Source organism: Phaeodactylibacter sp. (assembly GCF_022763345.1).
Taxonomy (GTDB): Bacteria; Bacteroidota; Bacteroidia; order Chitinophagales; family Saprospiraceae; genus Phaeodactylibacter.
The window spans coordinates 96,271-121,023 of the sequence record NZ_JALEGS010000068.1; the positions used below are offsets into that span (position 1 = coordinate 96,271).

The window sequence follows — 24,753 nt, forward strand, 5'->3', positions numbered from 1 at the left end:
ACTAACTACCAATGACTGAATCACAGCGCAATCGCATCAATGCGATTACCGAGGAAGGCTACCACTTTGACCTTGGCGATTACATAAGCCGGGGCTTTACGCTCTTCCAGAAAAGTGCGGGCAACTTCATCGGCTTTGCCTTTCTGGCGGGCATGATCCTTGTTGTCGCCAGCCTTATCCCCTTCATAGGGTCTTTGCTCAGCAATCTAATTCTAACGCCTGCCCTCATGGTCGGAGGCTACCTGGCTGCCCACAAGCTCGATCGGGATGAACCACTGGAGTTTGGCACTTTTTTCAAAGGTTTCGATTATTTAGGGCAACTCGCATTGGCTGCTTTAGTGACGAACCTGATCATTTTGGCTTCCTTTATTCCGATGCTCATCGTTTGGTATCTGACGGGTACCTTTGATTGGGTTTGGAATGCCATTGAAAACCCCCTGGCTACTGCTGAGCCACCGTCATTCCCCCTCTGGTCCTTCCTGTTGCTGGCGCCAGCTGTTTATTTCAGCATAGCTTATTCCTGGGCTTATCACTTCATTGTTTTTTACGGGATGGAGTTTTGGGATGCTATGGAGACCAGCCGGAAAATCGTCAGCAAGAAGTGGGGGCTGTTTTTTCTTTTCTTTCTGGTTCTCGGGCTTCTGGTCGGTCTGGGTTTTGTGTTATTCTTTATAGGTATATTAGTGACCTTCCCTGTGCTGATATGTGCCAATTATGCTGCATTTGCGGATGTCACGGAACTGCTTGTAGAAACAGAAGACGATTTGGTTGAGCACCTGATTGATTAGTTCTTAACCGGGATGTTTTCCTGGGCAAGCCACGCTGTGATCGGGCGTTGCTGAATAGCCGCGGCCATCATGCCGGGGAACTGCTCAGGCGTGCAGGCGAAGCAGGGGATGTCAAGCACGGCCAACTGTGCTGCGATATCCTTGCTGTAGGCTGGTGCGCCCTTGTCATTCAGCGCAAGCAATACGATGAACTGAGTGCCTGCTGCCTTGATTTGGGCAGCTTGGGCAATGAGCTTTTCCGGCCGTCCACCCTCGTACAGATCACTAATGAGTACGAGTATGGTATCATTGGGGCGGCGGATAAGCGGCCGGGCATAGGTGACGGCTTTGGCAATGTCCGTGCCACCGCCAAGTTGAGTGGCGAATAGCAAGTCCACCGGGTCTTGCAGGTGCTCAGAAAGGTCTGCAACCGAGGTGTCGAAAGCAATAAATCGAGTGTGAAGCGCCGATACAGAAGCCATAATGCAGCTCAGGATGCTGGCATAAACCACAGAAGCAGCCATGGAACCGCTTTGGTCAGCCAGGATAAAGACATCTTTCAGCCGTGACCGCTTTCGCCCGTACCCATACAGTTGCTCAGGGATAATCGTTTTATAGTCCGGCTGATAGTGCTTCAGATTGGTTCGGATCGTGCGGTGCCAGTTGATTTCGTTGAGACGGGGGCGCCGGTTGGGAGTAGCCCGGTCAAGGCTGCCCCGGATGGCTCGTTTTAGTGGGAACTCCAGGCGTTTTTCCAGTTGTTGTACAATCCGGGTAATGACCATCCGCGCGGAAGCTCTCGTTTCGTCTGTCATCTGCTTGTTCAGGCTCAGCAAAGTGCCGACAAGCTCCACGTCGGGCTCGATAGCTTCCAGTAATTCCGGCTCCAGCAGCATGCGCTCCAGGCCCAGGCGCTGTAGTGCATCGCGTTGCATGAGCTGTACAACCGGAGTGGGGAAGTAACGGCGGATATCCCCCAGCCAGCGATTGACATTTGGCGAAGAACTGCCAAGGCCGCCTTTTCGGTCGCTATCGTAGAGGGCTTCCAGAACTTTGTCCATGCCCTTCGCGTTCCCTGACAGCGGGACGGAAGCGGAAGGGTCTGACTGTTTTCCAAGGATAAGCCGCCAGCGTTCTGTTTTCTGAGCCTCGTCCAATTTTTAATTTTGAGTTTACAACTTTTACCTTTCTTTGCACGAAGATAGTAGATCAACCTGCCTTTTGCATATTTTCATACGAATATGGTCTTTATAGATATTCTTATTCCGGTGGTATTGGCGCTCACGATGTTTGGCGTTGGGACTTCTTTGGAACTTTCAGATTTCAAAGAGATTGTGGCCCGGCCCAAACTGGTAGCCCTGGGATTGAGTTTGCAAATGCTGTTTCTGCCAGCCGTGGCTTTTCTGGTCTGCCTGCTGTTGCCGGTTAGCAATACCTGGAAATTGGGCATTATTATTTTGTCGCTTTGCCCGGGCGGTGCAACCTCTAATTTCATCTCCTACTTGCTGGAGCTCAAGACCGCTCTTTCCATCAGCCTGACGGCGATCAACAGCCTGTTGATTTTGGTGACCATCCCGGTGGGGGTCAACCTCGGGGCAGAAGTGTTTATGCATACCTCGGCCTCGTTCAGCCTTTCGGTTACAGAGACCTCGCTCAATGTACTGTTCATTGTGCTATTGCCCGTTTCACTGGGGTTGCTATTTCACCGGCGTTTCCCCGTGCTGTCAGAGCGTTTTAAGCAACCGGTAAAAGTGGTGACGACTTTGTTGCTGGCAGCCGTTTTTGCCATCAAGTTCTTTGGGAGTGAAGAGAGTGGGGGGAGTCAGATCAGCTGGGCGGATATTGCAGTGCTTGCTCCGGTTATGCTCGGCTTCCACTTGTTTACGATGTTTATGAGCTACTGGAGTGCTAATCGCATGGTGAAGAATAGCGCCTACGATGCCATCACGATCGGTATTGAGGTAGGCCTGCAAAACACAACTTTGGCGCTGCTGGTAGCCACTGTTATGATTGGTGACGAACAGATGGCGGAGCCCACGCTGGTGTATGCCATGTTTTCCTTCTTTACGACGCTTGGCTTTGGCTATCTGGCGAAGCGGTCTGCCGACGGGGACGCAAAGGCAAAATAGATGAGCTGTGTGCGTGACTGTAGCAAATAAGTAAGCGCAGTTTTAACAATTTGCAATGCCCTGATGTGTCAAATAAAAAGCCCTCTGAGCAAAGAGGCTCAGAGGGCTGCAATTCTCCCAACACATTTAAATCTTTTCTCTTACGCTAAGAGATTTGGTAAAGAAACGAAGAATGAAGGGTTTCTAAAATGTGAAAAACATGTAAGAGGGGCTTTATACTGCTCAGGATACGATTTGTCCCAACAGAAGACACTTTCCCGAAATGGGAACGTTGTCTAAAATTGAAATTAGTTTAGCTGGACTTTAATGTTTAAGATACTGGACGACAAGGCTTTATTTTTTTTGGCACGGCTTGTGCAGGAGATTGTCCAGGTAATGAGAACGAATCTGCCTAAACTTTAGGTAGCGTTCATTGTGAGTTATGAAGGAGGAAGCCTCGCTTTTATCATGGGGAATCACAACAGAGGCTTCCTCCCCATAATTGATCAAGATTTACATAATACGTTGCGCAAGAGCAGCGATTAAGATAAATGGGTTTTTAGGTGTATTTGTAGCTAGCCGCCAAGTACTGATTTTATTCATAAGAGAGCGAATAATAACCTGAGGGTTACAAAAGTTTAACGGAGAATCAGCATGGTGGCTAGCTTTTTTTATGCCTCCAATTCAGATAGTTTTTCCTCGAGCAGAGGGAACGCTTTATGGGTATCAGCCACGAGCTGAGTGATCATATCATCTATTTCTGTTTTTTGAGGCCCGCTTTTGGCCAATTTTTCTATAGACAAGGCCGCTTCCTGCTGAGCAGGCATGCCCAGCATCATATAGTTGGGCTTAAGCTGATGTGCTGCCCGGTACACAGAATCCCAGTCTTCTTCTCCGAGGCCCTCTGATAAACGGGCTACATTGCCCGGGGCTTCTTGTAGGAAGGTCTGAATGATTTCCCTGATAAAATCCTTGTCTCCCCCGCTAAATTCATTCAGGTAAGCAAGGTCGACGCTTACAGGTGCCTGGTTGTGCTCTTGCTCTGTATTCATATCTAACTGCTTTTTTTCAGATGAATGGCTCAATTGTAAACTATTAAGGATGAGTTCCGATAAGGCAGAAGGGGAAAAAGGTTTAGTAATGAACTGATTCATGCCGGACTCTATAGCGCGCTGTTTTTCATCGAGCATGGCGGCGGCTGTCAACCCAATAATTAAGGTGTTTTGATTGATGTTTTGGCCGTCTGCTCTGATTTGTGCAGTAGCTTCGCAACCATCGAGTTTGGGCATATGGATATCCATCAGGATGATGTCGAAATGACGTTCGCGGGATTTTTCAATGGCTTCTTCTCCATCGTTGGCTACTACAAAGTGGCAGCCCCAGGCTTTGAGGATATGGCTGGCCAGCTTTTGGTTCATAGGGTTGTCTTCCACGAGAAGGACCCAGAGCGACCGGAGCAGGCCCTGATGGCCGACATCTCCTAGTGGGGTGGCCTCCGGACTGTTGTCTGCCTTTTCAGATACCGGAAGGGACAGGTTAAAGATGAAAGCCGTGCCCTTGCCTAGTTCGCTTTCCACCCAAATATTGCCCCCCATAAGCTCAACCAGTTGCCTGACAATGGATAGCCCCAACCCGGTGCCTCCGTACTTTCGGGTAATATCCGAATCAGCTTGTTTAAAGCTCTGAAAAACAAACTCCAGCTTCTCATTGGCAATGCCAATGCCGGTATCAAATACCTTAAACTGCAAGCTCATATGCTTATCGGTGCGCGCTATAACCCGGGCTTTGATGCCAATCGTGCCCCGGCTTGTGAATTTAATGGCGTTGCCGAGCAGATTGGTGAAAACCTGGCTCAACCGGGTAGGGTCGCCAATGAGTTGCCGGTCTATCTGCTCGTCCAGGTCCAGCGTGACGCTCACCGGTTTATCCTTTACCTTAAGTTGGAAGCTCTGCTTGAGGTTGTTCAGTATACGGCGCAGGCTGAAGGGGCTTGATTCAAGGCTGAGCTGGCTGGCCTCAATTTTAGAGAGGTCCAGTATATTGTCGATAAGAGATAGCAGGCTGTCTGCTGAAAACTTGAGCGAGTCCAGGTAGTCCCGCTGCTCAGGGGTAGGCTGTGTATTGAGCAGTAGGTGCGTCATGCCAATGACGGCATTCATGGGCGTCCGGATTTCATGGCTCATGTTGGCCAAAAACTGCCGTTCGGCCTGTATGGCTTTCTCCGCCCGGTTTTTTGCAGCTTGCAGCCGTTCTTCCAGCTGCTTGCGCTCTGTGATATCGTAGTGTATGCCAATGTAACCCTTTAGTTGGCCACGCCGGTCAAGAATAGGCGTGCTGCTGACTATGGCCCAGATGACCTTGCCGTCTTTGCGTGTAAACTGTTGCTCGTAAATTACGGCTTCTGAAGTCAGTCTCTCTTCCCGGTACTGCTCATCTCGGTAAATTTCCGGAGAAACCACAAAGATATCTTCTGGCCTCCTGCCCGTAAGTTCTGCCTCTTGGTACCCCAGCATGGTGCAGAAACGATCAAAAGCCCGGGTGATGATGCCGTGCTCATCGAGCTCTAGCAGCCCCAGCTCCATGTTTTCCAGAATACCGCGGTAACGTTCCTCGCTTTCCTGCAGGCGGGCTTTGGCGGTTTCCCGTGCTGTGATGTCATGACACTGCCACAGCAAGCCAAGTTGCTCCGTGCCTGCATTAACAGGAATCGCATCGAAACAGAGAATCTTCCCATCGGGCATTGTAAACTTCTGATCGGTGGATAGCACCCTTGCTTCCAAGGTTTGCCTGGTCCATTCCTGGAATGCTTCCGGCCGGACATGCTGTTGAGCTACTTCCTGGAGCAGGACATTGGCTTCTACCCCGATCAGGTCGTCCGGAGTGTAAGGAATGCTGAACAACTCGCAGAACACCTTATTGACGAGCAAAGTCTTGCGCCCGGTGTCTTCAAAAAGTATAGCGGCCTGTAAGTTGGCGACTAGCGCACTGAGCTGAGTATTGAGTTGGCTCAGCCTTTTTTCGTAGGTATATTGGCTGGTGATGTCCCTTACAATGTGCCTTGACCCGGCGCGATGCCCGCTAACGCTGCGGATAAGACTGGAGTTGAACGATACATACCGTTCCAACTGCCCGGAGGTCAATATCCGGCACCGGAAATTACGGTCGGACTCGAAATCAAGCAGTTTTTGCAAAAAATAGTCGAACTTATCCCGGTCCTCCGGGTGGATGAAGTCGGTAAGCTTATGCTGGTAAAGCGCCGCTCTGCTTTGATCGGCTTCAATATCCAGCAAAGCCTGTGCGGAGCGGTTGGTCTTTATGATATGGTCGGCTTCATTGAGGATGAGGAGGGAGTCAGACATGTTCTCAAAAAGGTCGCTGTATTGAGCCACACTATTCTCGAGCTGTCCCTGCACCTGATTGACGAGTTGTTGCTGTTCCCTCAGGCGGGCGTGTACCATGCAGGCATCCATGGAAATGCCAAACTTCACAATGAGCTTGGCAAGCTCCTGCATGGAGTTTAATTCGAATGGCCTATCCCGATGGGCTTCAAAGATTTGTACAAAGCTGAATACTGGCAACTGAAAATAGCCGTAGGCACCGCTTCCAAGATGGTCGCTGTAAATAAAGGACTCATCGGGAGCTTCTTTGGACAAGACTTCTGTGAAGAAAGGCCTCGCTTCGAGAGCTTTAGGCGTATCGTGATATTCGGGAATGAAGGCGGTTGGGTTATCGTCTTGTTCAGGGTAGGCAAATTCAAGCTGATAGGCACCGGAAGGAGACCGCAGCCACAGCCCTGCAAAGGTGAGGCTGGTAGACTCAACGAGCTTGCTCAGGAAAACCCTGGCATTCTCCTCAGCATGGAGCGATGTTCCGATCGCGAGCGAGAGCTCAAAGAAGCGCTCCAGCTCGGTTCTTTCTATTTGGTGCATATCTGATGGCCTGATTGATCGATTGGTGATTTACCCCGCCTGCTCGACATCTTCTTTTTCTTCCTTAAGCATGCGATAAATCGTCGATTTACCAATATCGAGTTTTTCAGCGACCTTGATGACATCATTTTCATATTTTTTCAGAAAGTGATGAATAATCAGGCGTTTATATTCCTCCAGGGTTAGCTCTTCTGTCAGGAAAGCATCTTCTTTCCGGATACTTCTAAACTGAATATCATCAGCAAGGATACCTTCTGATTCATCGGCCATCACAGCCGCGAGCTCAATGACAGCGCGAAGTTCCCGCACATTCCCCGGGAAGCTGTAGCCCAGTAGTTTATTCTTGGCTTCTTTGGTTAGTACAAGGTTGCTCAGATCGTTTTGTTTTCGGAACTCCTTCAAGAAGGAATTGGCCAGCAGAAGAACATCGTTACCACGGTCTCTGAGCGGAGGCAACTCTATAGTTAGCCCCAAAAGCCTATAGTAAAGGTCTTCCCTGAACCGACCGGCTTTGACCTCTTCGCCCAGGTCTTTATGGGTGGCAATAATGATCCGGGCATCAAAGGGGATCGGCTCTTCCCCTCCTACCCGCACAATCTCTCGTTCCTGAATCGCCCGGAGTAGTTTGGCTTGCAGGTTGAGGTCCACCTCGCCAATCTCATCCAGGAATAGCGTGCCCTTGTCCGAAAGCTCGAACTGTCCCTTTTTACGGGTCGCGGCACCGGTGAAGGCTCCTTTTTCGTAGCCAAAAAGTTCACTTTCCAGAAGGTCTTTGGGGATAGCGCCCATATTAACGGCCACAAAGCTGCCGTCCCGGCGTGTGGAATTGTAATGAATGCTTTTGGCGACGACCTCCTTGCCCGTCCCGGTTTCTCCGTGGATAGAAACGGTAATATTCGTCCGCACGGCTTTTTCCATCAACCGGAATACCCGCTGCATAGCCGGGCTCGCACCAATCACAGACTTGCTGAATTCGTATTTTGCCACTACCTCGCGGCGCAATTGGTCAACTTCTTCCTCCAGGTTGATCTTTTGCTTGATCTGCTTGATGTCGTTCTCAAGCCGGGCCCGGAAATCCTCACTCTTAGTGATGTAGTCGTAGGCCCCTTCATTACGTATGAGCTTGACTGCCGTTTCCACGTCTTGCTGGCCAGACAAAATAACGACCGGTATGTTCTGGTCATAATGCTTAATACGCTCCAGAACCTCCTCTCCCGTCATGTCGGGCAAAGAATAGTCTAAAGAAATAAGGTGAGGGTTGAGGTTCAGTTTGTCCAGGCAGGCAGCACCAGTGGCGAATACGTGCACTTCATGATCAGGATTGAGCTCCAGGAAGTACCGGAGCATGCGCATATATGTGGGATCGTCTTCTACGACGAATATTCTAAAAGAGGTATCCATGGGCAAATCAGCAAACAGGTTGATGGGTAAGATATTGTTTATGGTGGAAAATTCCTAGCGATGGGTTAGAGAAAACCTCCAAGGGCCGTTTTTGGCACGGTTGTTGAAATGTATTCTGTGCAGGGCATTTTACGGCCCTGGTCAGCGGTCTTTAGCTCCCCCCTCCCTGACCGTATTCATCGCCCGAGAGGGCCTTTATTCATTAACCGATTGATAGCAAGCCGGTCAATTGACCCGGTATTGCCTGTAAACCGTATTGTCAAAATCAATTAACCATGCACAACTTATTTAACCTTCGTAAAAAGCAGCACCCCCCACAGCCTGCGCCCCTGATGAGCCTGTTATTGGCGATTATGCTTTTCGCAATCAACCAGGCTTGGGCCACTGATAATGGTACAGAAGCTTACCAGATGCCAACTTGCTCGGCACCTGTATTGAACCCGGTGCAGTACAATTGCGACGGGTCGGTGACAATAAGTTGGGCATCAGCTCCCGGTGCAAATACCTATTCTGCAGATATCATGAACCAGGGTAACCCGGTCCTTGACTTTGCGAGCATGATGGATACCTTCTTCACAGTAGCTCCCGGCTCACTGGCACCAGGTACAGACTATACCTTCGCAGTGACCTCAGAGTGCAATAACAGCACCGCGGCCTCTAACCAGGGCGTTATTGAGGGCAACGAGATTCAAAACCTGCTGCCGGTGTTGAGTGTTGCCGGTTCGGAAGGGACTTCCTGCCCGGATGCAGCAGATGGGATGGTCATGCTTGTGGTCAACGATCAAAGCTGCGGCGCGACCTACAATATCACTTTGAACGGGATGACGCAGAGCACAACAAGTAGCAACTTCGTTACCTTTAGCAACCTGACGGTGGGAAACTACACGGCAACGCTTACCTTAGATGACCCAGGTATGTGCAACCTGAACGGCAGCTGTGTGGATGGCATAAGCATAGATTTCTCTATTGCCTCTACAGATAATGAGATGCCATCGCTTGATATTACCTCCAACATCGGTATTACGCCACCTGCCACTTCTACCTTCAATTTGCCAGAGGGCAATTGCGGCTTCCAGTTTTTGTGGCTGATTACCACAAGCGACAATTGCAATAACGCTCAGGTGAGCGCCACCATTCAAACGTTCACCAATAATGCAGCTGTATTCCCCGGAGGTAGTGTGAACCTAATCAATACCGGAGATGCCTACGTACTGGAAGGGTTTGCAGCCATTGGTACGAATTTCCTCACCATTACTTCTTCGGATCAGGATGGTAATCAGATCACTGCCGAATTCGAAATCGAAATTGTGGACAACCGGCCCCCAGTCTTTCAGGGCCCTGACGGTCTGTTGGTACAGACCCCGTCATGTGATAATGAAGTACCGGTCAACTGGTCTGTCATCGCTATTGACGATTGCGATGTTGATGCCGAAATCATTCAAACGCAGGGCCCGGCTTCCGGTTCTTACCTGACTCCTGGTACCTATACTGTAGGCTACGAAGCCTTTGACGATTATGGCAATACCGCTACCTACAGCTTCGATATCACAGTAGTGCAGGGCGACAGCCCGGCGCCGATTGTGGACGTAAGCGGCAATACACAGTACACGGTAACGGCCTGTGAAACGGATGCATTTGTGATTTTCTCCGGTAATATTTTTGACTGTAACATCACGCCGGGCACTAATGTGCAGCCTGATATTGAAGTGACAGGAGCGCCTTTGAATGTAGGGTATACCAATGTGCAAAGCGGCTTTGCCTACTTTGAGCTTTCCGGGTTCCTGGACCCTGGATTTTACGGTGTGAATGTATCCTATCAGGGTGTGGAAGTTAGTAATATCCTGTTGGAGGTAACGCAGGAAGCGGACCTGCCTGCACAAGTCACGCTGCCCGGTAACTTCGCTTATGCCTTGCCTTACTGCCAGGATTCTCTTTGGATCAATATGCAGGTGCAGATCACTGATGACTGCGATGAGGTGATCAGCAGCAATGACCTTACGACTACCCTGAACGGCAATGCCCTTGATTTTAATACCGATCTTTCAGAGCAGGGGAATTTTGTCTACCCAATATTGCTGACACCAGATTTGGACAGCGCAGAACTGCTCGTCATTTACACCGATGGCGCTGGCAATACCACAGAGGCATTTGCCCGGCTTAATGTAACCCACAAGCCAGATACGATTGCGCCCATCATCATTTACCCTAACCAGAACCTGCAGCAGCACCTGAATGCCTGCGCAGAGAGCCTGACGGAAGTGTGCTTTCAGGTGAAGGCCGTGGATGACTGTTCCGATGAGGTAACCCCCTTCATTCAGCTCATTGGCTCCGGAGGTTCTTTATTTCCGGTGACCAACACCGTAGGCGATACCTATTGTGCCAACCTTAACCCTGGTCTGTACACAGTAAATATCATAGCCACTGATGCGTACGACAATACCCGGCAGGAGTCTTTCAGTATCGGGATCACACAAGACACCGCTCAGTTGGTTAACCTGGCATGCAATGATCAAATTAACGTAGTTACAGATACGCAGTGCCAGCGCTTGATTACCGCGGACATGGTGCTCGATGGCAACTTCGGGTGCCTTACGGATGGTGACTTTAGCATTAGCATTGATGACGTGGACCCTTCCAATGGGGACATCCTCGACGGGCACGGATTGTTCTCTTACGAAATTGAACTGGCACCGGGTGTGGATGTGGGCAATGGCTTTATCCCCTGCTGGGGCTACGTGAAAGGCATTGATAACAAAGCACCGGAACTTACGGCTCCTGCTGATACCGACGAGGCCATTATTAGCACCAACGGGTTTGTATTGCAGGGTAACCTGTCAGATACTATGCCTACACTAAATGCACCCACTTACATTTGCCTGGATGGCTTGAGCAGCAACGGTACCCGCTACTACAATCTGCAAACAGTGGAAGTGGATGCAACCGGTTTTTACACCTTCCTGGTGTCTTCCGACTTTGCGGACGGGCTGGTTGCTATGGCGCTTTTCGAAGGCAGCTACAGTGCCTCCAACCCTTGTCACAATATCGTTGCCGAGGGTACAAATCTGCAAGGCACATCGGGCACAGGCATTCCTTACATTGCATTGAATGTACTGCTGAATGAAGGTACTACCTATACCCTGCTCACCAGCTCTCAGCAACCCGGGCAGACTGGTAACTACACCTACACTATATTGGCAAACGGGCCAGGGCAGGCTGGGCTTTTTGACACCAATTACAACTCAGCGATGGTGGAGACTGTTACTTTTTCACCCTTTGCCCTTGCTCCAGTGACGTACAATCAGCCGCTGTTTTGTGAAGACCTGGACTCCCTGCTCAATAATCCAAACAGCCTTCAGTACACCGGTTCCCCTGTAATTGAAGATAACTGCGGGGAGGTGACGCTCACTTTTGAGGATACTTATAACCATATTGGAGGCGACTGCGGCGTCACGGTCATTACAAGGACCTTCACGGCGATTGATGCAGCGGGTAACAGTGCTACAGCGGTACAGACCATTACATTGCAACGACCTGACCCTGAAATTGATGTCAATCTGCCTCCTAATAACCTGCCTATAGATTGCCAGGCGACTTATGCGACACTGCCTAATGGCTACCCCTCGCCAACGGTCACGGGCTATCCTTACATCAATACTATCTTTGGGGTAGTAGAGCTCGATTACGCCTTCTGCGACGTGGCAGCGACCTTCCAGGATGGCGCTCAGATTCCACTGTGTGCGGGTGCTTATAAGTTTGTCCGCACCTGGCAAATATTCGACTGGTGCGACATGAGCACACTCTATACCTATCAGCAATGGATCAAGGTAGGCGACTTTTCCGCACCTATCGTAACCGCGCCTGATATTGATTACAACGGGGACGGCGAAATTGATATGCCCGTTTTCTCCAACAGCCCTTTCAGCTGTGAGGCCGCCTTTGAGGCACCCCTTCCGGTCGTGGAGGAAAATTGCTCCGACTATGAAGTGCATACCGCTATTGTACGGGAAGACATCGACAGCACTTTTGACAACAACGGTCAATTGATCGCTACAGAAACAGATACCGTAGTGGTGCGTGTTATAGGCTGGAATGCTCCGAGCCGGGTAGTATCTGGCATACCCATTGGTGACTACTACTTCCGCTATACGGTCACGGATGGTTGTGGCAACAGTGCGACGCGTTTTTTCCCATTCGTAGTGGAGGACAATGTAGCGCCTACCGCAGTTTGTGATCAGAATACTGTGGTCTCCATTGGCGGACAGGATTACGGCCGCGTCTACGCTGAAGACATCAATAATGGCTCTTGGGACAACTGCGGTGTGGAAAACCTCGCGGTCCGCCGCAATGGCTACAACAATCAAACCGCAAGCTGTGGGAACGATTTCTCCAACTTTGGCCCCTACGTAGACTTCTTCTGCTGCGATGCCGGGCAGCCCATTATGGTAGAATTGCGGGTTGTAGATGTCAATGGCAACATTAACACCTGTATGGTACAGGTAGTACCAGGTGAACTTGCTGTGCCAGACTGTATTGCTCCCGCAGATGTTACCGTTGATTGCACGGACCTGCCACTGGCTTTTGACGCAGAAAACCCTGCAGCGCTTGAGCAGCTGTTCGGGGCAGCTACTGCTAATGACAACTGCGGTGCCACCACTACAGAGCTGACTCCTATTGTAAATATGAATTGCAATGCTGGCACTATCCTCCGCCGTTTCACCGCCACCGATGGCTTCGGTAATGTGAGCACTGGTGATTGCCAGCAGCTGATCACCGTAGAGCAGGTGCACAATTATGAAATTCGATTCCCGGCAGATAATGCGGCGGTCTGCGGAGCCACTCAGGCGGATACAGTTACTTATAGTGCTCTGGGTTGCGATATGCTTGCCGTAAGCTCTGAAGATGAAATCTTTGAACCCACTAACGGGGAGTGCTACAAAATTTACCGCACCTGGCGAGTGATGAACTGGTGCCAGTACGATGGCGTAAGCGATCCCTTCATCGTGAGCCGTGATCCGGACTGCGATACAGAGAATGGCGAAGAAGCCGTGTTTGTCCTGCACCGCCCGGATGGCTTTACCTACATCGACCGCGATAATGACGAAACGGAGCCTAACAATAATCCGCTTGCCAGCGAGAACCTTTGCCAGGGCTTTGACGACTACTGGCAGCGGGCAGACTACGATGGCGGTTTCTACCAGTACACACAGATTATCTCTGTTTTTGATGAAGCTGCGCCAACGATCAACTTTACACCGGCTTCGCCTTTCTGCAGCCTGGACAACGAAACCTGCGAAGGGCAGGTAGACTATACCTTCAGCGTTAGCGACGATTGCGTGATGGGTACGGCCAATAATGATATCCTGGAAGTGCGGGTATTTCTGGATGCCGGAAACGATGGTACGTTGGATATGGAGCTTACCCTAACCGATATGGTAGTAGCCAACTTCCCGAGCTACGAAATCAGCGGGCCCTTCCCAATCGGCAGCCACCGCTTTGAGGTGCAGGTAAGCGATGGCTGCGGCAATAGCACGGTACAGAGCCTGCCTTTTGAAGTCGTAGATTGTGCAACACCTACCCTGTCCTGCCTGAACGGGCTGGCAGTAGAGCTGGATGCCTACGACTCTGATGGCGATGGCATAGCAGACAGCGGTATCGGTGATGTATGGGCAGATGACTTTGTGATCGGCGATCTTACAGACTGCTCTGGCGAAGTCACCTATTCCATCAACCGCCTGGGCGATCAGCCTAATGTGGACAGCACAGGCATCTATTTCAGCTGTGCAGACACCGGCCTGGTCATGGTAGAAGTCTACGCCTGGGACCCGGTGGGTAACAACACCAGCTGTGAAACCTTCCTTTTCGTGCAGGATAATGCGAATTATTGCAGCGGTGCTCAACCTACTGCCGCGGCTGCCGGCAGTATTGAAACACCGGCAGGCGCCCATGTGGAGGAAGTGGAAGTTAACCTGAGTGGTCAAAACGGCGGATGGCTGGTGACCGGCGCAGATGGTTCCTTCACCTTTGAAGGGCTCACGCCCGGGCAGGACTACACCGTTACCCCGTCTCGGGATGGCGATGACCTGAATGGCGTTTCCACCTTCGACCTCCTGCTCATGAACAAGCACATTCTGGGCATTCAGCCCTTCAGCACGCCTTACCAGATTATTGCAGCGGATGTCAACAACTCGGGAAATGTGTCCACGCTTGACATGATCGTACTGCGGAAACTCATCCTGGGTGACGAAATTGAACTGACCAACAATACCAGCTGGCGGTTTGTGGAGGCAGATTATATCTTCCCCAACCCTTCCGACCCCTGGGCAGAGCAGTTTCCTGAAGTGTTGAACATCAATGATATACCGCAGGCGGGAATTGCTAATGTCGACTTTGTAGCAATTAAGATTGGCGATGTCAATGGCGATGCCCAGCCTAACAACCTGGTAGGTATTGATGAGCGGGACTTCGACGGTGTCTTCGTCCTTAACTTGGAAGACCGTCGACTGGAAGCCGGTGATGAGCATACCATCTATGTTACCTCTGAGGACATCAAGTCCGTAGGTGGTTACCAGGGAACGCTGTTTTTTGAAGAGGATGCAGTGGAACTATTGGATGTAATGCCCGGCCGTATGGACTCCAAGTATATTGGTACCTCCTTCACCGGTCATGGCATGGTAACGCTGAGCTGGAATAAATCAGATGATGAGCTGGCTGATTACTTTGCACCCAATGATGTCTTATTCTCCATCAAGCTGAGAGCAAAGTCAAATCTGATCCTAAGTGAAGTAATGCGGACAAACTCTCGGGTGACCATTGCAGAAGCCTACAGCGAGCGCGGCGACCTGTATGCGTTCGACCTGGCGTTTTACGGCCGGATTAACGGTGCGAATGCCAATGACCGGTTCGAACTGCACCAGAACTACCCGAACCCCTTCCGAGACGAAACCGTAATCGGGTTTGAGTTACCTGAGGCTGCGCGCTACCTGCTGACCATCAGCGATATTGCGGGCCGGGTGGTCAAGACGATCGAACAGGATGGCCAAAAGGGGTACAATGCGGTCACGCTGAATAAAGCGGGCCTGCCCGAAGGCGTGCTGCAGTACACTTTGCAGGCCGGAACGCATGTAGCGACAAAACGCATGATGATATTGGCAGACTAAGGCTTTAGGCTCCTTTGCCAAACGATAAATATAGTGTTTCATGATGATGCCGGGCGTACGGAATGTGCGCCTGGCCTTTTTTTGGGCTTCTCGAAAAATAAAATGCACAACTGGTTTTGTTCCAACGTTGCACAAAACCAACCAGAGGGAGCGTTTTGTGCAATGTTGGGGCAAAAGCTTTTTGAAAGTTGTGTATTTTATTTTTGCCCCGCTATATGTGGTATGCCGGAAAAAAATAGGGGATGCCTCGAAAGGCACCCCCTGAAATTAGATTATTAAGGGTAAGCAAGTCTATGTAATACTCACCTGCTTATCGTATTTTTTATTAATACCGGTCGTTATTATCCCGGTTATTGTCCCGGCGGTAATCGTCGCGCCGTCCGCCGCTGTAGTCATCGCGCTCGCGGCGGTCACGCCCTCCACCATAATCATCTCTGCGCCCACCACCGTAGCCGCCGCGGTCTCGCCCGCCGCCATAATCATTTCTGCGGCCTCCGCCGCCACCGCCACCGTAGCCACCACGATCGCGCCCGCCACCGTAGTCATCTCTGCGCCCGCCGTAGCCGCCCCGGCCCCGGCCACCGCCGCCGCCACCGAAACCACCGCGTCCGCCGCCGCCACGTTTTTCACGAGGCTCTGCTTTTTTCACCACAATTGTGTTGCCGTCCAGGTCTGACTCGTTGAGCGCTTCGATTGCATTCATGGCCTGCTCATCATCGGGCATCTCTACAAATCCAAAGCCACGGGATTTACCGGTGAAGTGGTCATTAATGACTTTGGCGGAGTCCACCTCTCCGTAAGCCTCAAAAGCAGCGCGCAGACCATCACTGTCTGTGTCAAAATTAAGCTTAGCAACAAAAATATTCATCACATAAAAGTTGAAAAAGTGATTAGTAAAAGATTAAAATGAAAATTAGGGCTCAATACCCTCGTATACCAGGCGCACACACGGTGCGAAAAGCGTCTTATTGCATCAGTCTTGAGTTAATTGGAAGCCTTTAAACAGGGGCGGTCAACAAAAGGCTGGCTTAATAAGGCTGGTTGATGTTAAATATAGCTAACTATGCGGTATTTTTTAAGCGGTCATGATGTGGTTAAATGTGCATCGGTTATTACTATGGCTTAAATGAATCGGCTAAATGCATTGTGCAACGTTTCCTCAGTTACCGGGCGTACAAACCTTTCTATTACGTTGTATAAATACCCACTCAATATAGGATAATTTCGGAATAAAAATCAAGTCAAGTCAAAAATGTACAGAAGAAAGCGCCGTAAATGGCAGGCAATTCACCTCCTGGACAGAAGCACCTACCGGGGGGTTATCGCAGCTCAAACCCAGCAGCTTTGTATTTTGCGATGTGCGCCATTAGTTTCCAGGCACATGTGTGGTGGCAAACAATCGTTTGATGCTGTACTTGCCGACACCGTTTGCCCAGACCATGAGGAGCCCGCCCACGATGGCAATATTTTTCATAAACATAATTGACTGCATCCGGCGTTCTGGTTCCGGGTCCAGCCAAAAAGCATGTACAATAAAGGTAACGGGAATCCAATAGCAAAGGAGCATAAACATCGCGAGGCCTGTACGGTAGCCAATAAGCAGCAGCGTGCCGCCCAGCGTGAGCAAAATGATAGCGCCTACAAGTTGGAGGTCTTGCTGCCATTCCAGGCCGTAGGCCGTCATCTTCTGTTTGGTGGCTTCATAGTAGAAAATGGAGTCGTAGGCCTCATATAAAAAAATAAAGGCCAACAATCCTCTGCCCAACAAATCCAGAATATCTTTCATCGGCTGTTATTTTTTAGAGGCCGCAAGGTATGGTATTTTAGGAGATGAACGAGCTTATCGCGGCACAGGTACCAAGAATTTTTTTACTGCACGAGCTACATTTTGACCATCCATTGCCGCAGAGATGATACCGCCTGCGTAGCCTGCACCTTCGCCCGCGGGGAAGAAGCCTTTGACCTCGTTATGCATATAGGTATCGCGGTCCCGGGGGATCCTGATTGGCGAGCTTGTCCGGCTCTCCGTACCGATCACATTCGCTTCTTCAGAGTAGTACCCTTTCATTTTCTGGCCAAAAACCTGGACGGCCTGCCGCAGCTTGTCGGCAATGGAAGCTGGCAGCAGTTCATGCAGGGGGGCAGCGTAAAGCCCAGGGATATAGGAGGAACCATTCAGATTGGCGGACACTTTGCCCTTCACGAAATCAGTCAGGCGCTGTGCAGGCGCTTGCTGGCTGCCGTCTCCATGGTTGAAAAGCGCTTGCTCAACGCTTTGCTGGAAAGCCAGCCCGGCGAAAATGCCGTATTGTTGGAATGGCACGAGGTCTTCAAGTTCAACGGCGACTACTGTGCCTGAGTTGGCGTAGGGGGAGTCCCGTTTGGACATAGACATCCCGTTGACGACAAGCTCTCCCGGTGCCGTTGCAGCCGGGACTACCAGCCCGCCTGGGCACATGCAAAAGGAAAAAACGCCCCGGTCGCCCACCTGACAGGCCAGCCGGTAGCTGGAAGCCGGTAGTGCTGCCTCCCGCTGCCGCTGATTGTACTGTATCTGGTCGATAAGCGGTTGGGGGTGCTCAATTCTCACACCAAGGGCGTAAGGCTTGGCTTCAAGCCTGACCCCCTTTTGATGAAGCAAGTAGTAAATGTCCCGTGCAGAGTGCCCCGTTGCCAGGATGACAGCCGCTGCGGTATGCTTTGTATCGTTGTTAACGGTTACGCCTTTGATGGCACCGTCCTCAATGAGGAAATCGGTAACGTTGCTGTTAAAGTGCACCTGCCCGCCGTAGTGCTCAATGGTAGAGCGGATATTGCCTACTATCTTGGGGAGCTTGTTGGAGCCGATATGCGGGTGGGCATCAATCAGAATATCGGATTTGGCACCATGCTCCACCAGCAGGCGCATGGCTTTTTCGATATTGCCACGCTTATGAGAACGGGTATACAACTTGCCATCCGAATAGGTGCCGGCACCGCCTTCTCCAAAACAGTAGTTGGAATCAGGGTTGACCTCCCCAAATTGCTGAATGGCGCGGAGGTCGCGGCGCCGGGCACGGACGTCTTTTCCCCGGTCAAATACGATAGGCTTCAATCCCAGCTCGATAAGCTCAAGGGCGGCGAAGTAGCCTGCAGGCCCTGCACCCACTATAATGACTTCCGGAGCTTCATCCACCATCCGAAAGCGGTCGAGGATAGCGGGCTCCGGCTGATAGTGCTCGCCCGCGTAAACGGCTACGCGCAACCGGATAGCCGGCTGCTTGCCCCGTGCATCAATTGACCGCCTGAGCAGGCGTACCTCTTCAACGGTATCTGCAGGCAGGCGGCATTTTTGTATCGCCCGGTTGCGTATAATTGATTCGTCTTGAGCTTCAGAGGGGCTCAGCTTAAGTTCCAACTCTTTAATCATTGTCGTCGTTCTGCGTACGGGGTGCAGTGCTTGTATTGGTAGAATCGGCTGGGCTGGGCAGTACCGCTTCGCGCAGCTGATTGTCCACGTCCATTTTTTCCCGATTAAGTTTTTTGCGCTGGGGCTGCTGCTCTTGTTGTGTTTCCGGCCGTTCCCAAACGGTGGTTGACTGCTGCAAAAAGTAATCGGGGATGTAAATCCGGCTATGCACCTTCTCAATCGCTTCCACGTCTTCGAGCTTAATCACACGGCGTAGTAAATCTTTGCTGCTGATGATCAGGCTGTCGCTCTGAGGGGCCGTGATGAAGTCGTAGCGCCCTTCTTCCAGGAAGAAGTCAAATACGCCACGGGAGGCCTTGGACATCTCTACCTGTGTTTCCGTCATTATCGTGTTGCCCGCCCAGGGAATAACATCGTAGGAGTCACCTTCGTAGATATTGAATACCAGCAGGTTGGCAGTTTCAGGGACTTCAAAAACCTTATGAAGGGTCTTTTTAAGCTGTGCCTGAGCCGGATTGCCCAACAGGAGCAACCCTATTATTATCCATCCGATTCTCATTGATTCTGCAAATTTGAGCGCCAAAGGTAATGGGAACATAGCTCTGGCAAAAATAAAAGGTGTGCAGCCACAGTGGCAACACACCTCTTATAACGTTCAACTCTTTTTAAAAGTTGCTCGCTCTGAGTTTACAGTGAGGAGGCCGTCTCCTCGGTTATTTCTTCACGCTGTGCCGGCGTAAAGGCAACACTGCGTGGCTTCTTAATGACAAATGAAATCCGGTCATTTAGAGGTTGGCCGCCTATTTTGATTTCCCGGCCCAAATTAGGGGCCACGATGCTATAAGTACCTTCTGCTTCATCGGCGGTCAGGTTGTACCGGCCGGCGCGCACGAGTGATTTTAACAAAGCTTCTGAGCCTCTGTCAAGCTCAATGTGCATCTGCACGCGCATGAAGGGCTGATCCCAGTCAACGACCTCTACGGGAGCTTCAACATTCAGGGAGACTGTTTGTAGCCCGCCTAAGTTAAAGGATTTGACCAACGTCTTCTCCACTTGTTGCCCGATCAGGGTGGTGGTGGCGAACAGCAGGAGGATGGTCAGTGTGGAATTGTAGATATTGCTTTTTCTCATAGTTCCTCCTTTTGGTTTGGGTTTGGTAATAAAGTACACAATTTTCTTTTCAAAAACAAGCTATAGCCGGTGTATCGTTTTGCGATTTATTGATTGAGCGCATGGCATCCAACAGCAGAATAGAATCGCTGCTTTATAATACAGACCGGGCTTATGTCAAAAACGCTGCCTGCCAGATGGTTTTAAATGATGGCTTTTCGGATATTAACGAGTCGTTCAAGAAGCGGCTCCAGTTGATCAAGCGGGAGCATATTTGCACCGTCCGACTTCGCTGTAGCCGGTTTGGGGTGCGTTTCTATGAACAGCCCGTCCACACCAGCAGCGATGCCCGCTCTGGCGATGGTACTGATCATAGCGGGCCGGCCACCGGTCACCCCGGAAGTCTGATTGGGCTGCTGCAGGGAGTGCGTACAGTCCAGGACTACAGGTGCTCCAATAGACTGCATCGTTGGGATGCCCCGAAAATCAACGATCAGGTCCTGATAGCCAAAGGTGGTACCCCGTTCAGTAAGCAGGACCTGCTCGTTCCCGGCCGCCCGGACTTTATCAGCAGCAAACTGCATAGCACCAGGGCTCAGAAACTGGCCTTTCTTAATGTTAACCACCTTGCCGGTCTCAGCCGCTGCGACCAGCAGACTGGTTTGGCGGCAAAGGAAAGCCGGGATTTGAAGCACATCCACATAATGTGCAGCCAGTGCCGCTTCTGGTTCGGTATGGATATCCGTTGTGACCGGAATTTGAAATTGCTCACCGATAGCTTTCAGTATGCCCAGCGCCTTTTCGTCGCCGATTCCTGAGAAAGAATCAATGCGGGAGCGGTTGGCTTTGCGGTAAGAGCCTTTGAAAATGTAAGGGATTTCCAGCCGTTCGCAGATGGCATTGACTCGCTCAGCGATTTCAAAAGCCATATCTTCCCCTTCGATGGCGCAAGGGCCGGCGATGAGGAAAAAGGATTGTCCGTCAGCGAATTTCAGTTTGGGAATGTGCTTCAATTCCATAGTTATTTACTTGCGGGAGTTTTGTCAGGTTGTCGTTTATCAAAACTCCGTAAGGCCCGGTATGGTTCCTTCCGGAAAGGGTCCAATACTACAGGCGGAAACTAACGCCTACGTTGAGCAGGCTGTTGCCATAGCCAACTTCGCCAAAGAGGCCCAGGTTGCTTTTAGGGTAGTAAGTCGCACCTATAAAAGCGCTGTATATCAGGGCGTTGTTGTCAGCCTCGGGGCGGATAAAAGAAGGCTCGTCGCCTTTGCTCTTAGGCTGCCCGTCAATGGATTCTTCCACAGTTGCCATGTCATAGCCGAGCATACCGCCACCGTAGATGTTAAATTTTTCGCCTACCTGGCTGTGCGCAGTTGCACGAAGGCCTGCTTGGAAAGATTCATTGGAGATATCCTGCACTGCACCAGTAGGGAGGATTCGGCCGTTGCGCTCAAAGGAGGCATAAGCGGCATACGCACCCAGGCTGAAGTTGGGAGAGAGGCGGACATCCATGCGGAGGTTGACCGGAGGAGCGATTGTGGTTGTGCCATCTTTGGCATAAGTGGAAATTACGCCAACGCCAGCCGCCAGTTCTATATCGCCGGGCTTAAAGGAAAGTTGAGCAGAAAGGGTAGTGAGGCTCGCCAACACCAAGGTGCAAATAAGGGTTAAATTTTTCATCGGATTCTCGTTTTTAGCTTTTTGCGGTTTTACTGCCGCAAATGTAGGTGCAAATGGTGTAGGAGTCAAGTCAATAGGCAGAATTTTATTTTGATTTAATCTTAATTTAAACTAGGCTAAAAAATTTAATTAAAGTAAAACTGGCTTTTATTGCTTTGAATTTTGAGCAAAATTAAATTTCGATATAAAAATAGGTGGGGAGAAAAGAATCGAAATCTAATTTTTTTGCCTTCGTTTTCGCTTATTAACGGCCCCTAAATCCAGTTTAGTATAGCGGGGTTGTTTTTTGCTAATGAAAAGCAAATTAAGGTGCCGGGCACTGACGAAAATCAAAGCGTGGCCGAAAAAATCATGACATTCATCAGTTTGCTGAAACAATATCAAAGTTGCCCTCTTTGTACATAGAAATACGGAGCTTATGCGCCTTCTTATCCTGGTCTTTTTGTTGCTTGTTTTTGACGGGTATGCCTTTATGGCTATTCGCACACTGGTGCATAACTGGCAGCCCAGCCTGAGGTACCTTTTATACGGTGTTTACTGGGCGGTCCCTGCTCTTTTGCTGACCTGGATGCTGGGAAGTGATGCAGGCTGGTTTGAGCATTGGCCGAAGTCAACCGTAACCGTGGTGCGTACCTTGTTCTTTATTATTTACATTTCCAAAATGCTGGTGGCTGCTGTAATGCTGGTTGATGATCTTCGGCGGCTCGTTGGCTGGTTGGCAAATCAGTTGGGGAGTAGTGTGGAGTTTAGCACCGGCCGCTCCCGCTTCCTGGCTCAGCTTGGGCTGATGCTTGGAGCGGTGCCCTTCTTTAGCCTTATATATGGTATGGTGCGCAATCCTTATCGCTACCGCCTTTTCAGGGAGAAGGTCCTTATTCCCGGTTTGCCGGATGCGCTGCAGGGATTCAAAATTGTCCAGATTTCAGATATCCACTCCGGCAGCTTCCTGCACAAGGAGCCGGTCCGCAACGCGGTAGACCTGATCAATGCTCAGGAGCCGGACCTCGTCTTCTTTACGGGCGACCTGGTGAACAACAAAGCAGAGGAAGCCCAGCCATTTGTGGATGTGTTTGATAAAATTAATGCTCGCCATGGAGCCTATTCAGTGCTAGGCAATCACGACTACGGGGATTATGTGAGATGGGGCTCTGAATCAGAGAAAGCCGCCAACATGGACTTGCTGAAAGATACCCACCGCCGTATTGGCTGGGACCTCCTGCTGAATGAACACCGTACCCTGGAGGTGAACGGCGCCAAGGTAGCGGTCATCGGTGTGGAAAATTATTCGACACATCCGCGCTTTCCCAAATACGGCGATCTGAAGCAGGCCACCGAAGGGCTTGGCACGGCGGATCTCAAATTGCTGTTGTCGCACGACCCCTCGCATTGGGAAGGGGAAGTCACCGATGATTATAAGGACATCGCCATTACCTTTTCCGGGCACACCCATGGTATGCAGTTTGGGGTGGAAATTCCCGGATGGATCAAGTGGAGCCCCATCAAATACGTCTACAAACAATGGGCGGGGCTGTACCAAAGTGGCCAACAGTTTTTATACGTCAACCGGGGTCTGGGGTACCTTGGGTATCCTGGCCGTGTAGGCATTCTACCGGAAGTTACGCTCATCGAATTGCAAAAAGAAGCTTAAGCCTTAATCATCGTAGTGCATGACCAACAGGGGGACCGTGGTATGGAAAACAACCTGTTGAGTCACGCTCTTGTGGAAGAGGCGCTCCAGGAAGTTCCGGTGCATTGTGCCCATGACGATAAGGTCAGCCCGGGTGTCACTTGCATATTGTACGATACCTTCCTGCACGTTGGGGCATTCAATTTCCACGGAGTTAAAGCCGATAGTTGCTGTACCGTAAAGCTGGGCCTGTTCGTGCAGGACCTGCTCTACGCGATAGGGCGATTTGGTTTCGTTATCAATATGTACAAAGTGAATATTATTGATTGCAGGACCGGTAATGGTAAGGAGCTTTTTTACCATTGCTTCGTCCGCAGCCTGGTAATTGCTGGCGTAAACCACCTCTTCGAAGTTGCCGCATTTGCAGTTTCCAGGTACGAGCAGCACCGGGCAATGGGCAAAGCGAGCCACATGGGTGGAAACACTGCCAAAGGCTTTTTCCAGGAGGTTGCCTTCGCCGGTAGTGCCCATGATAATCAGGTCGTACCCTTTTGACATCCTTACGATTTCTTCAGAAGCGAAACCAATATTCAGGATGGGCTTAGGCAGCGTTGCCACATTGCCATTATCCCGGGTATTTCCTTCGATGAACTGATCGAGCAGCTCCCGTTTGATGCTGTCAAACTCGGCAGCAGGCATATCGAGATAGGGGTTGGAGTAGTCGAAGGAAGGGTGGTAGGCGTGCATGATGTCTACCTCCGCATTTTGCCGTTCTGCAACAGCCTGTGCGAATTGGTAGGCATTAGCAGCGATGGCGGAAAAATCTGTGGGCACCAGTATCTTTCTCATAGGGCAGGGCTTTTAATCCATAAAGGAGCAGTCAAAAAACACTGCGCCCGCGTGGGTTTCAGGCGGGCGCAGGCGGGCACACGTCGGTTGCACCCTACAGTGACTGCTAATGTTGTTTTTTGCTTTCCAAAATTTCTTGCGCCGTGACTTTCGTAGCGGCAACGGCTTTGATGATATCAAAGGTGGTCAGTATCCCTTCGAGTTCACCGTTTTCATTGACTACCGGGACGGCGTGGAATCGGTTTTCCAGAAAAACTTCCAGCGCTACGTTGATGCGGTCATCTGGCGAAAGCTTAGCAATACCTTTCGTCATGATATCCTCTACGTTGTAGGCCCGCATGCGCGCTTCATTCACAAAGCGGTCTTCCTGATTGCGGTTGAAGCCGCGCAGGAAATGCATGAAGTCAGTTTTGCTGATAATGCCCACCAACTCCTTGTAGCGGACTACAGGCACGTGGTGGATGCGGTTGTTGTCGAAAATTTCCTTCACGGCGGTTAGCTTATCACCAGTACTTACGGTGATGAGTTTGGTTGTCATGATACTCTTGACAGGATCTAGGACGTTCATTGCTTTAGTTTTTTCGTATTAATGAGGCAATTGGCTTTTACACTGCTAATATGCGCAAAACACCGTTGCGGGCGGTTGACATCTGTCATAGCAGTTTTATGATTTTCATCATTATACGGTTTTCCTTCTTTTCTAGCGTGGAGTT

General features: G+C 50.6%; 16 protein-coding genes. 4 read left to right on the forward strand and 12 right to left on the reverse strand.

Annotated features, from left to right (window positions below):
- Positions 1 to 11 precede the first annotated feature (11 nt).
- The gene (locus MRY86_RS18960) at positions 12 to 788 is read left to right on the forward strand and encodes a hypothetical protein (RefSeq protein ID WP_293568794.1); all 777 of its coding nucleotides are present in this window, start codon (positions 12 to 14) and stop codon (positions 786 to 788) included.
- Here the strand turns inward: MRY86_RS18960 and MRY86_RS18965 are convergent.
- A complete protein-coding gene (locus MRY86_RS18965) occupies positions 785 to 1,924 on the reverse strand; it encodes a VWA domain-containing protein (RefSeq protein WP_293568796.1) in 1,140 nt (379 codons plus the stop codon). The genes MRY86_RS18960 and MRY86_RS18965 overlap by 4 nt on opposite strands.
- A gap of 84 nt (positions 1,925 to 2,008) precedes the next feature.
- Between MRY86_RS18965 and MRY86_RS18970 the strand changes: the two genes are divergently transcribed.
- A complete protein-coding gene (locus MRY86_RS18970; RefSeq protein WP_293568798.1) occupies positions 2,009 to 2,896 on the forward strand; it encodes a bile acid:sodium symporter in 888 nt (295 codons plus the stop codon).
- 650 nt (positions 2,897 to 3,546) lie between these two features.
- Here MRY86_RS18970 and MRY86_RS18975 read toward each other — a convergent pair.
- The gene (locus tag MRY86_RS18975) at positions 3,547 to 6,804 is read right to left on the reverse strand and encodes a PAS domain S-box protein (protein WP_293568800.1); all 3,258 of its coding nucleotides are present in this window, start codon (positions 6,802 to 6,804) and stop codon (positions 3,547 to 3,549) included.
- A 30-nt stretch (positions 6,805 to 6,834) separates the two neighbouring features.
- Entirely contained in the window at positions 6,835 to 8,205 is a 1,371-nt protein-coding gene (locus MRY86_RS18980; protein WP_293568857.1) for a sigma-54 dependent transcriptional regulator, read from the reverse strand.
- 275 nt (positions 8,206 to 8,480) lie between these two features.
- Between MRY86_RS18980 and MRY86_RS18985 the strand changes: the two genes are divergently transcribed.
- Positions 8,481 to 15,362: a T9SS type A sorting domain-containing protein gene (locus tag MRY86_RS18985; protein WP_293568802.1), complete on the forward strand. Its 6,882-nt coding sequence runs from the start codon at positions 8,481 to 8,483 to the stop codon at positions 15,360 to 15,362.
- A 325-nt stretch (positions 15,363 to 15,687) separates the two neighbouring features.
- Here MRY86_RS18985 and MRY86_RS18990 read toward each other — a convergent pair whose 3' ends face one another.
- From MRY86_RS18990 to MRY86_RS19020, 7 genes are all read right to left on the reverse strand, one after another.
- Entirely contained in the window at positions 15,688 to 16,230 is a 543-nt protein-coding gene (locus MRY86_RS18990) for an RNA-binding protein (RefSeq protein WP_293568804.1), read from the reverse strand.
- Positions 16,231 to 16,728: 498 nt separating this feature from the next.
- Positions 16,729 to 17,148 carry a DoxX family protein gene (locus MRY86_RS18995; RefSeq protein ID WP_293568806.1) on the reverse strand — a complete coding sequence of 140 codons (420 nt, stop codon included), beginning with the start codon at positions 17,146 to 17,148 and terminating at the stop codon, positions 16,729 to 16,731.
- 54 nt (positions 17,149 to 17,202) lie between these two features.
- The gene (locus MRY86_RS19000; protein ID WP_293568808.1) at positions 17,203 to 18,771 is read right to left on the reverse strand and encodes an FAD-dependent protein; all 1,569 of its coding nucleotides are present in this window, start codon (positions 18,769 to 18,771) and stop codon (positions 17,203 to 17,205) included.
- Entirely contained in the window at positions 18,764 to 19,330 is a 567-nt protein-coding gene (locus tag MRY86_RS19005) for a hypothetical protein (protein WP_293568810.1), read from the reverse strand. The genes MRY86_RS19000 and MRY86_RS19005 overlap by 8 nt, the downstream gene beginning before the upstream one ends.
- 128 nt (positions 19,331 to 19,458) lie before the next feature.
- Positions 19,459 to 19,902, reverse strand: a complete 444-nt coding sequence (locus MRY86_RS19010; protein WP_293568812.1) for a hypothetical protein — start codon at positions 19,900 to 19,902, stop codon at positions 19,459 to 19,461.
- Between the two features lie 182 nt (positions 19,903 to 20,084).
- Positions 20,085 to 20,900 (reverse strand): 3-deoxy-8-phosphooctulonate synthase, encoded by an 816-nt coding sequence (kdsA, locus tag MRY86_RS19015; protein ID WP_293568814.1) that lies wholly within the window; start codon positions 20,898 to 20,900, stop codon positions 20,085 to 20,087.
- Positions 20,901 to 20,988: 88 nt separating this feature from the next.
- Positions 20,989 to 21,564, reverse strand: a complete 576-nt coding sequence (locus MRY86_RS19020; RefSeq protein ID WP_293568816.1) for an outer membrane beta-barrel protein — start codon at positions 21,562 to 21,564, stop codon at positions 20,989 to 20,991.
- 418 nt (positions 21,565 to 21,982) lie between these two features.
- On the opposite strand from MRY86_RS19020, the gene MRY86_RS19025 reads away from it, so the two are divergent.
- Entirely contained in the window at positions 21,983 to 23,212 is a 1,230-nt protein-coding gene (locus MRY86_RS19025; protein WP_293568818.1) for a metallophosphoesterase, read from the forward strand.
- A gap of 3 nt (positions 23,213 to 23,215) precedes the next feature.
- Here MRY86_RS19025 and MRY86_RS19030 read toward each other — a convergent pair whose 3' ends face one another.
- Both MRY86_RS19030 and MRY86_RS19035 read right to left on the reverse strand, forming a co-directional pair.
- Positions 23,216 to 24,040 (reverse strand): universal stress protein, encoded by an 825-nt coding sequence (locus MRY86_RS19030; protein WP_293568820.1) that lies wholly within the window; start codon positions 24,038 to 24,040, stop codon positions 23,216 to 23,218.
- A gap of 106 nt (positions 24,041 to 24,146) precedes the next feature.
- Positions 24,147 to 24,608 carry a CBS domain-containing protein gene (locus tag MRY86_RS19035; RefSeq protein ID WP_293568822.1) on the reverse strand — a complete coding sequence of 154 codons (462 nt, stop codon included), beginning with the start codon at positions 24,606 to 24,608 and terminating at the stop codon, positions 24,147 to 24,149.
- Positions 24,609 to 24,753 lie beyond the last annotated feature (145 nt).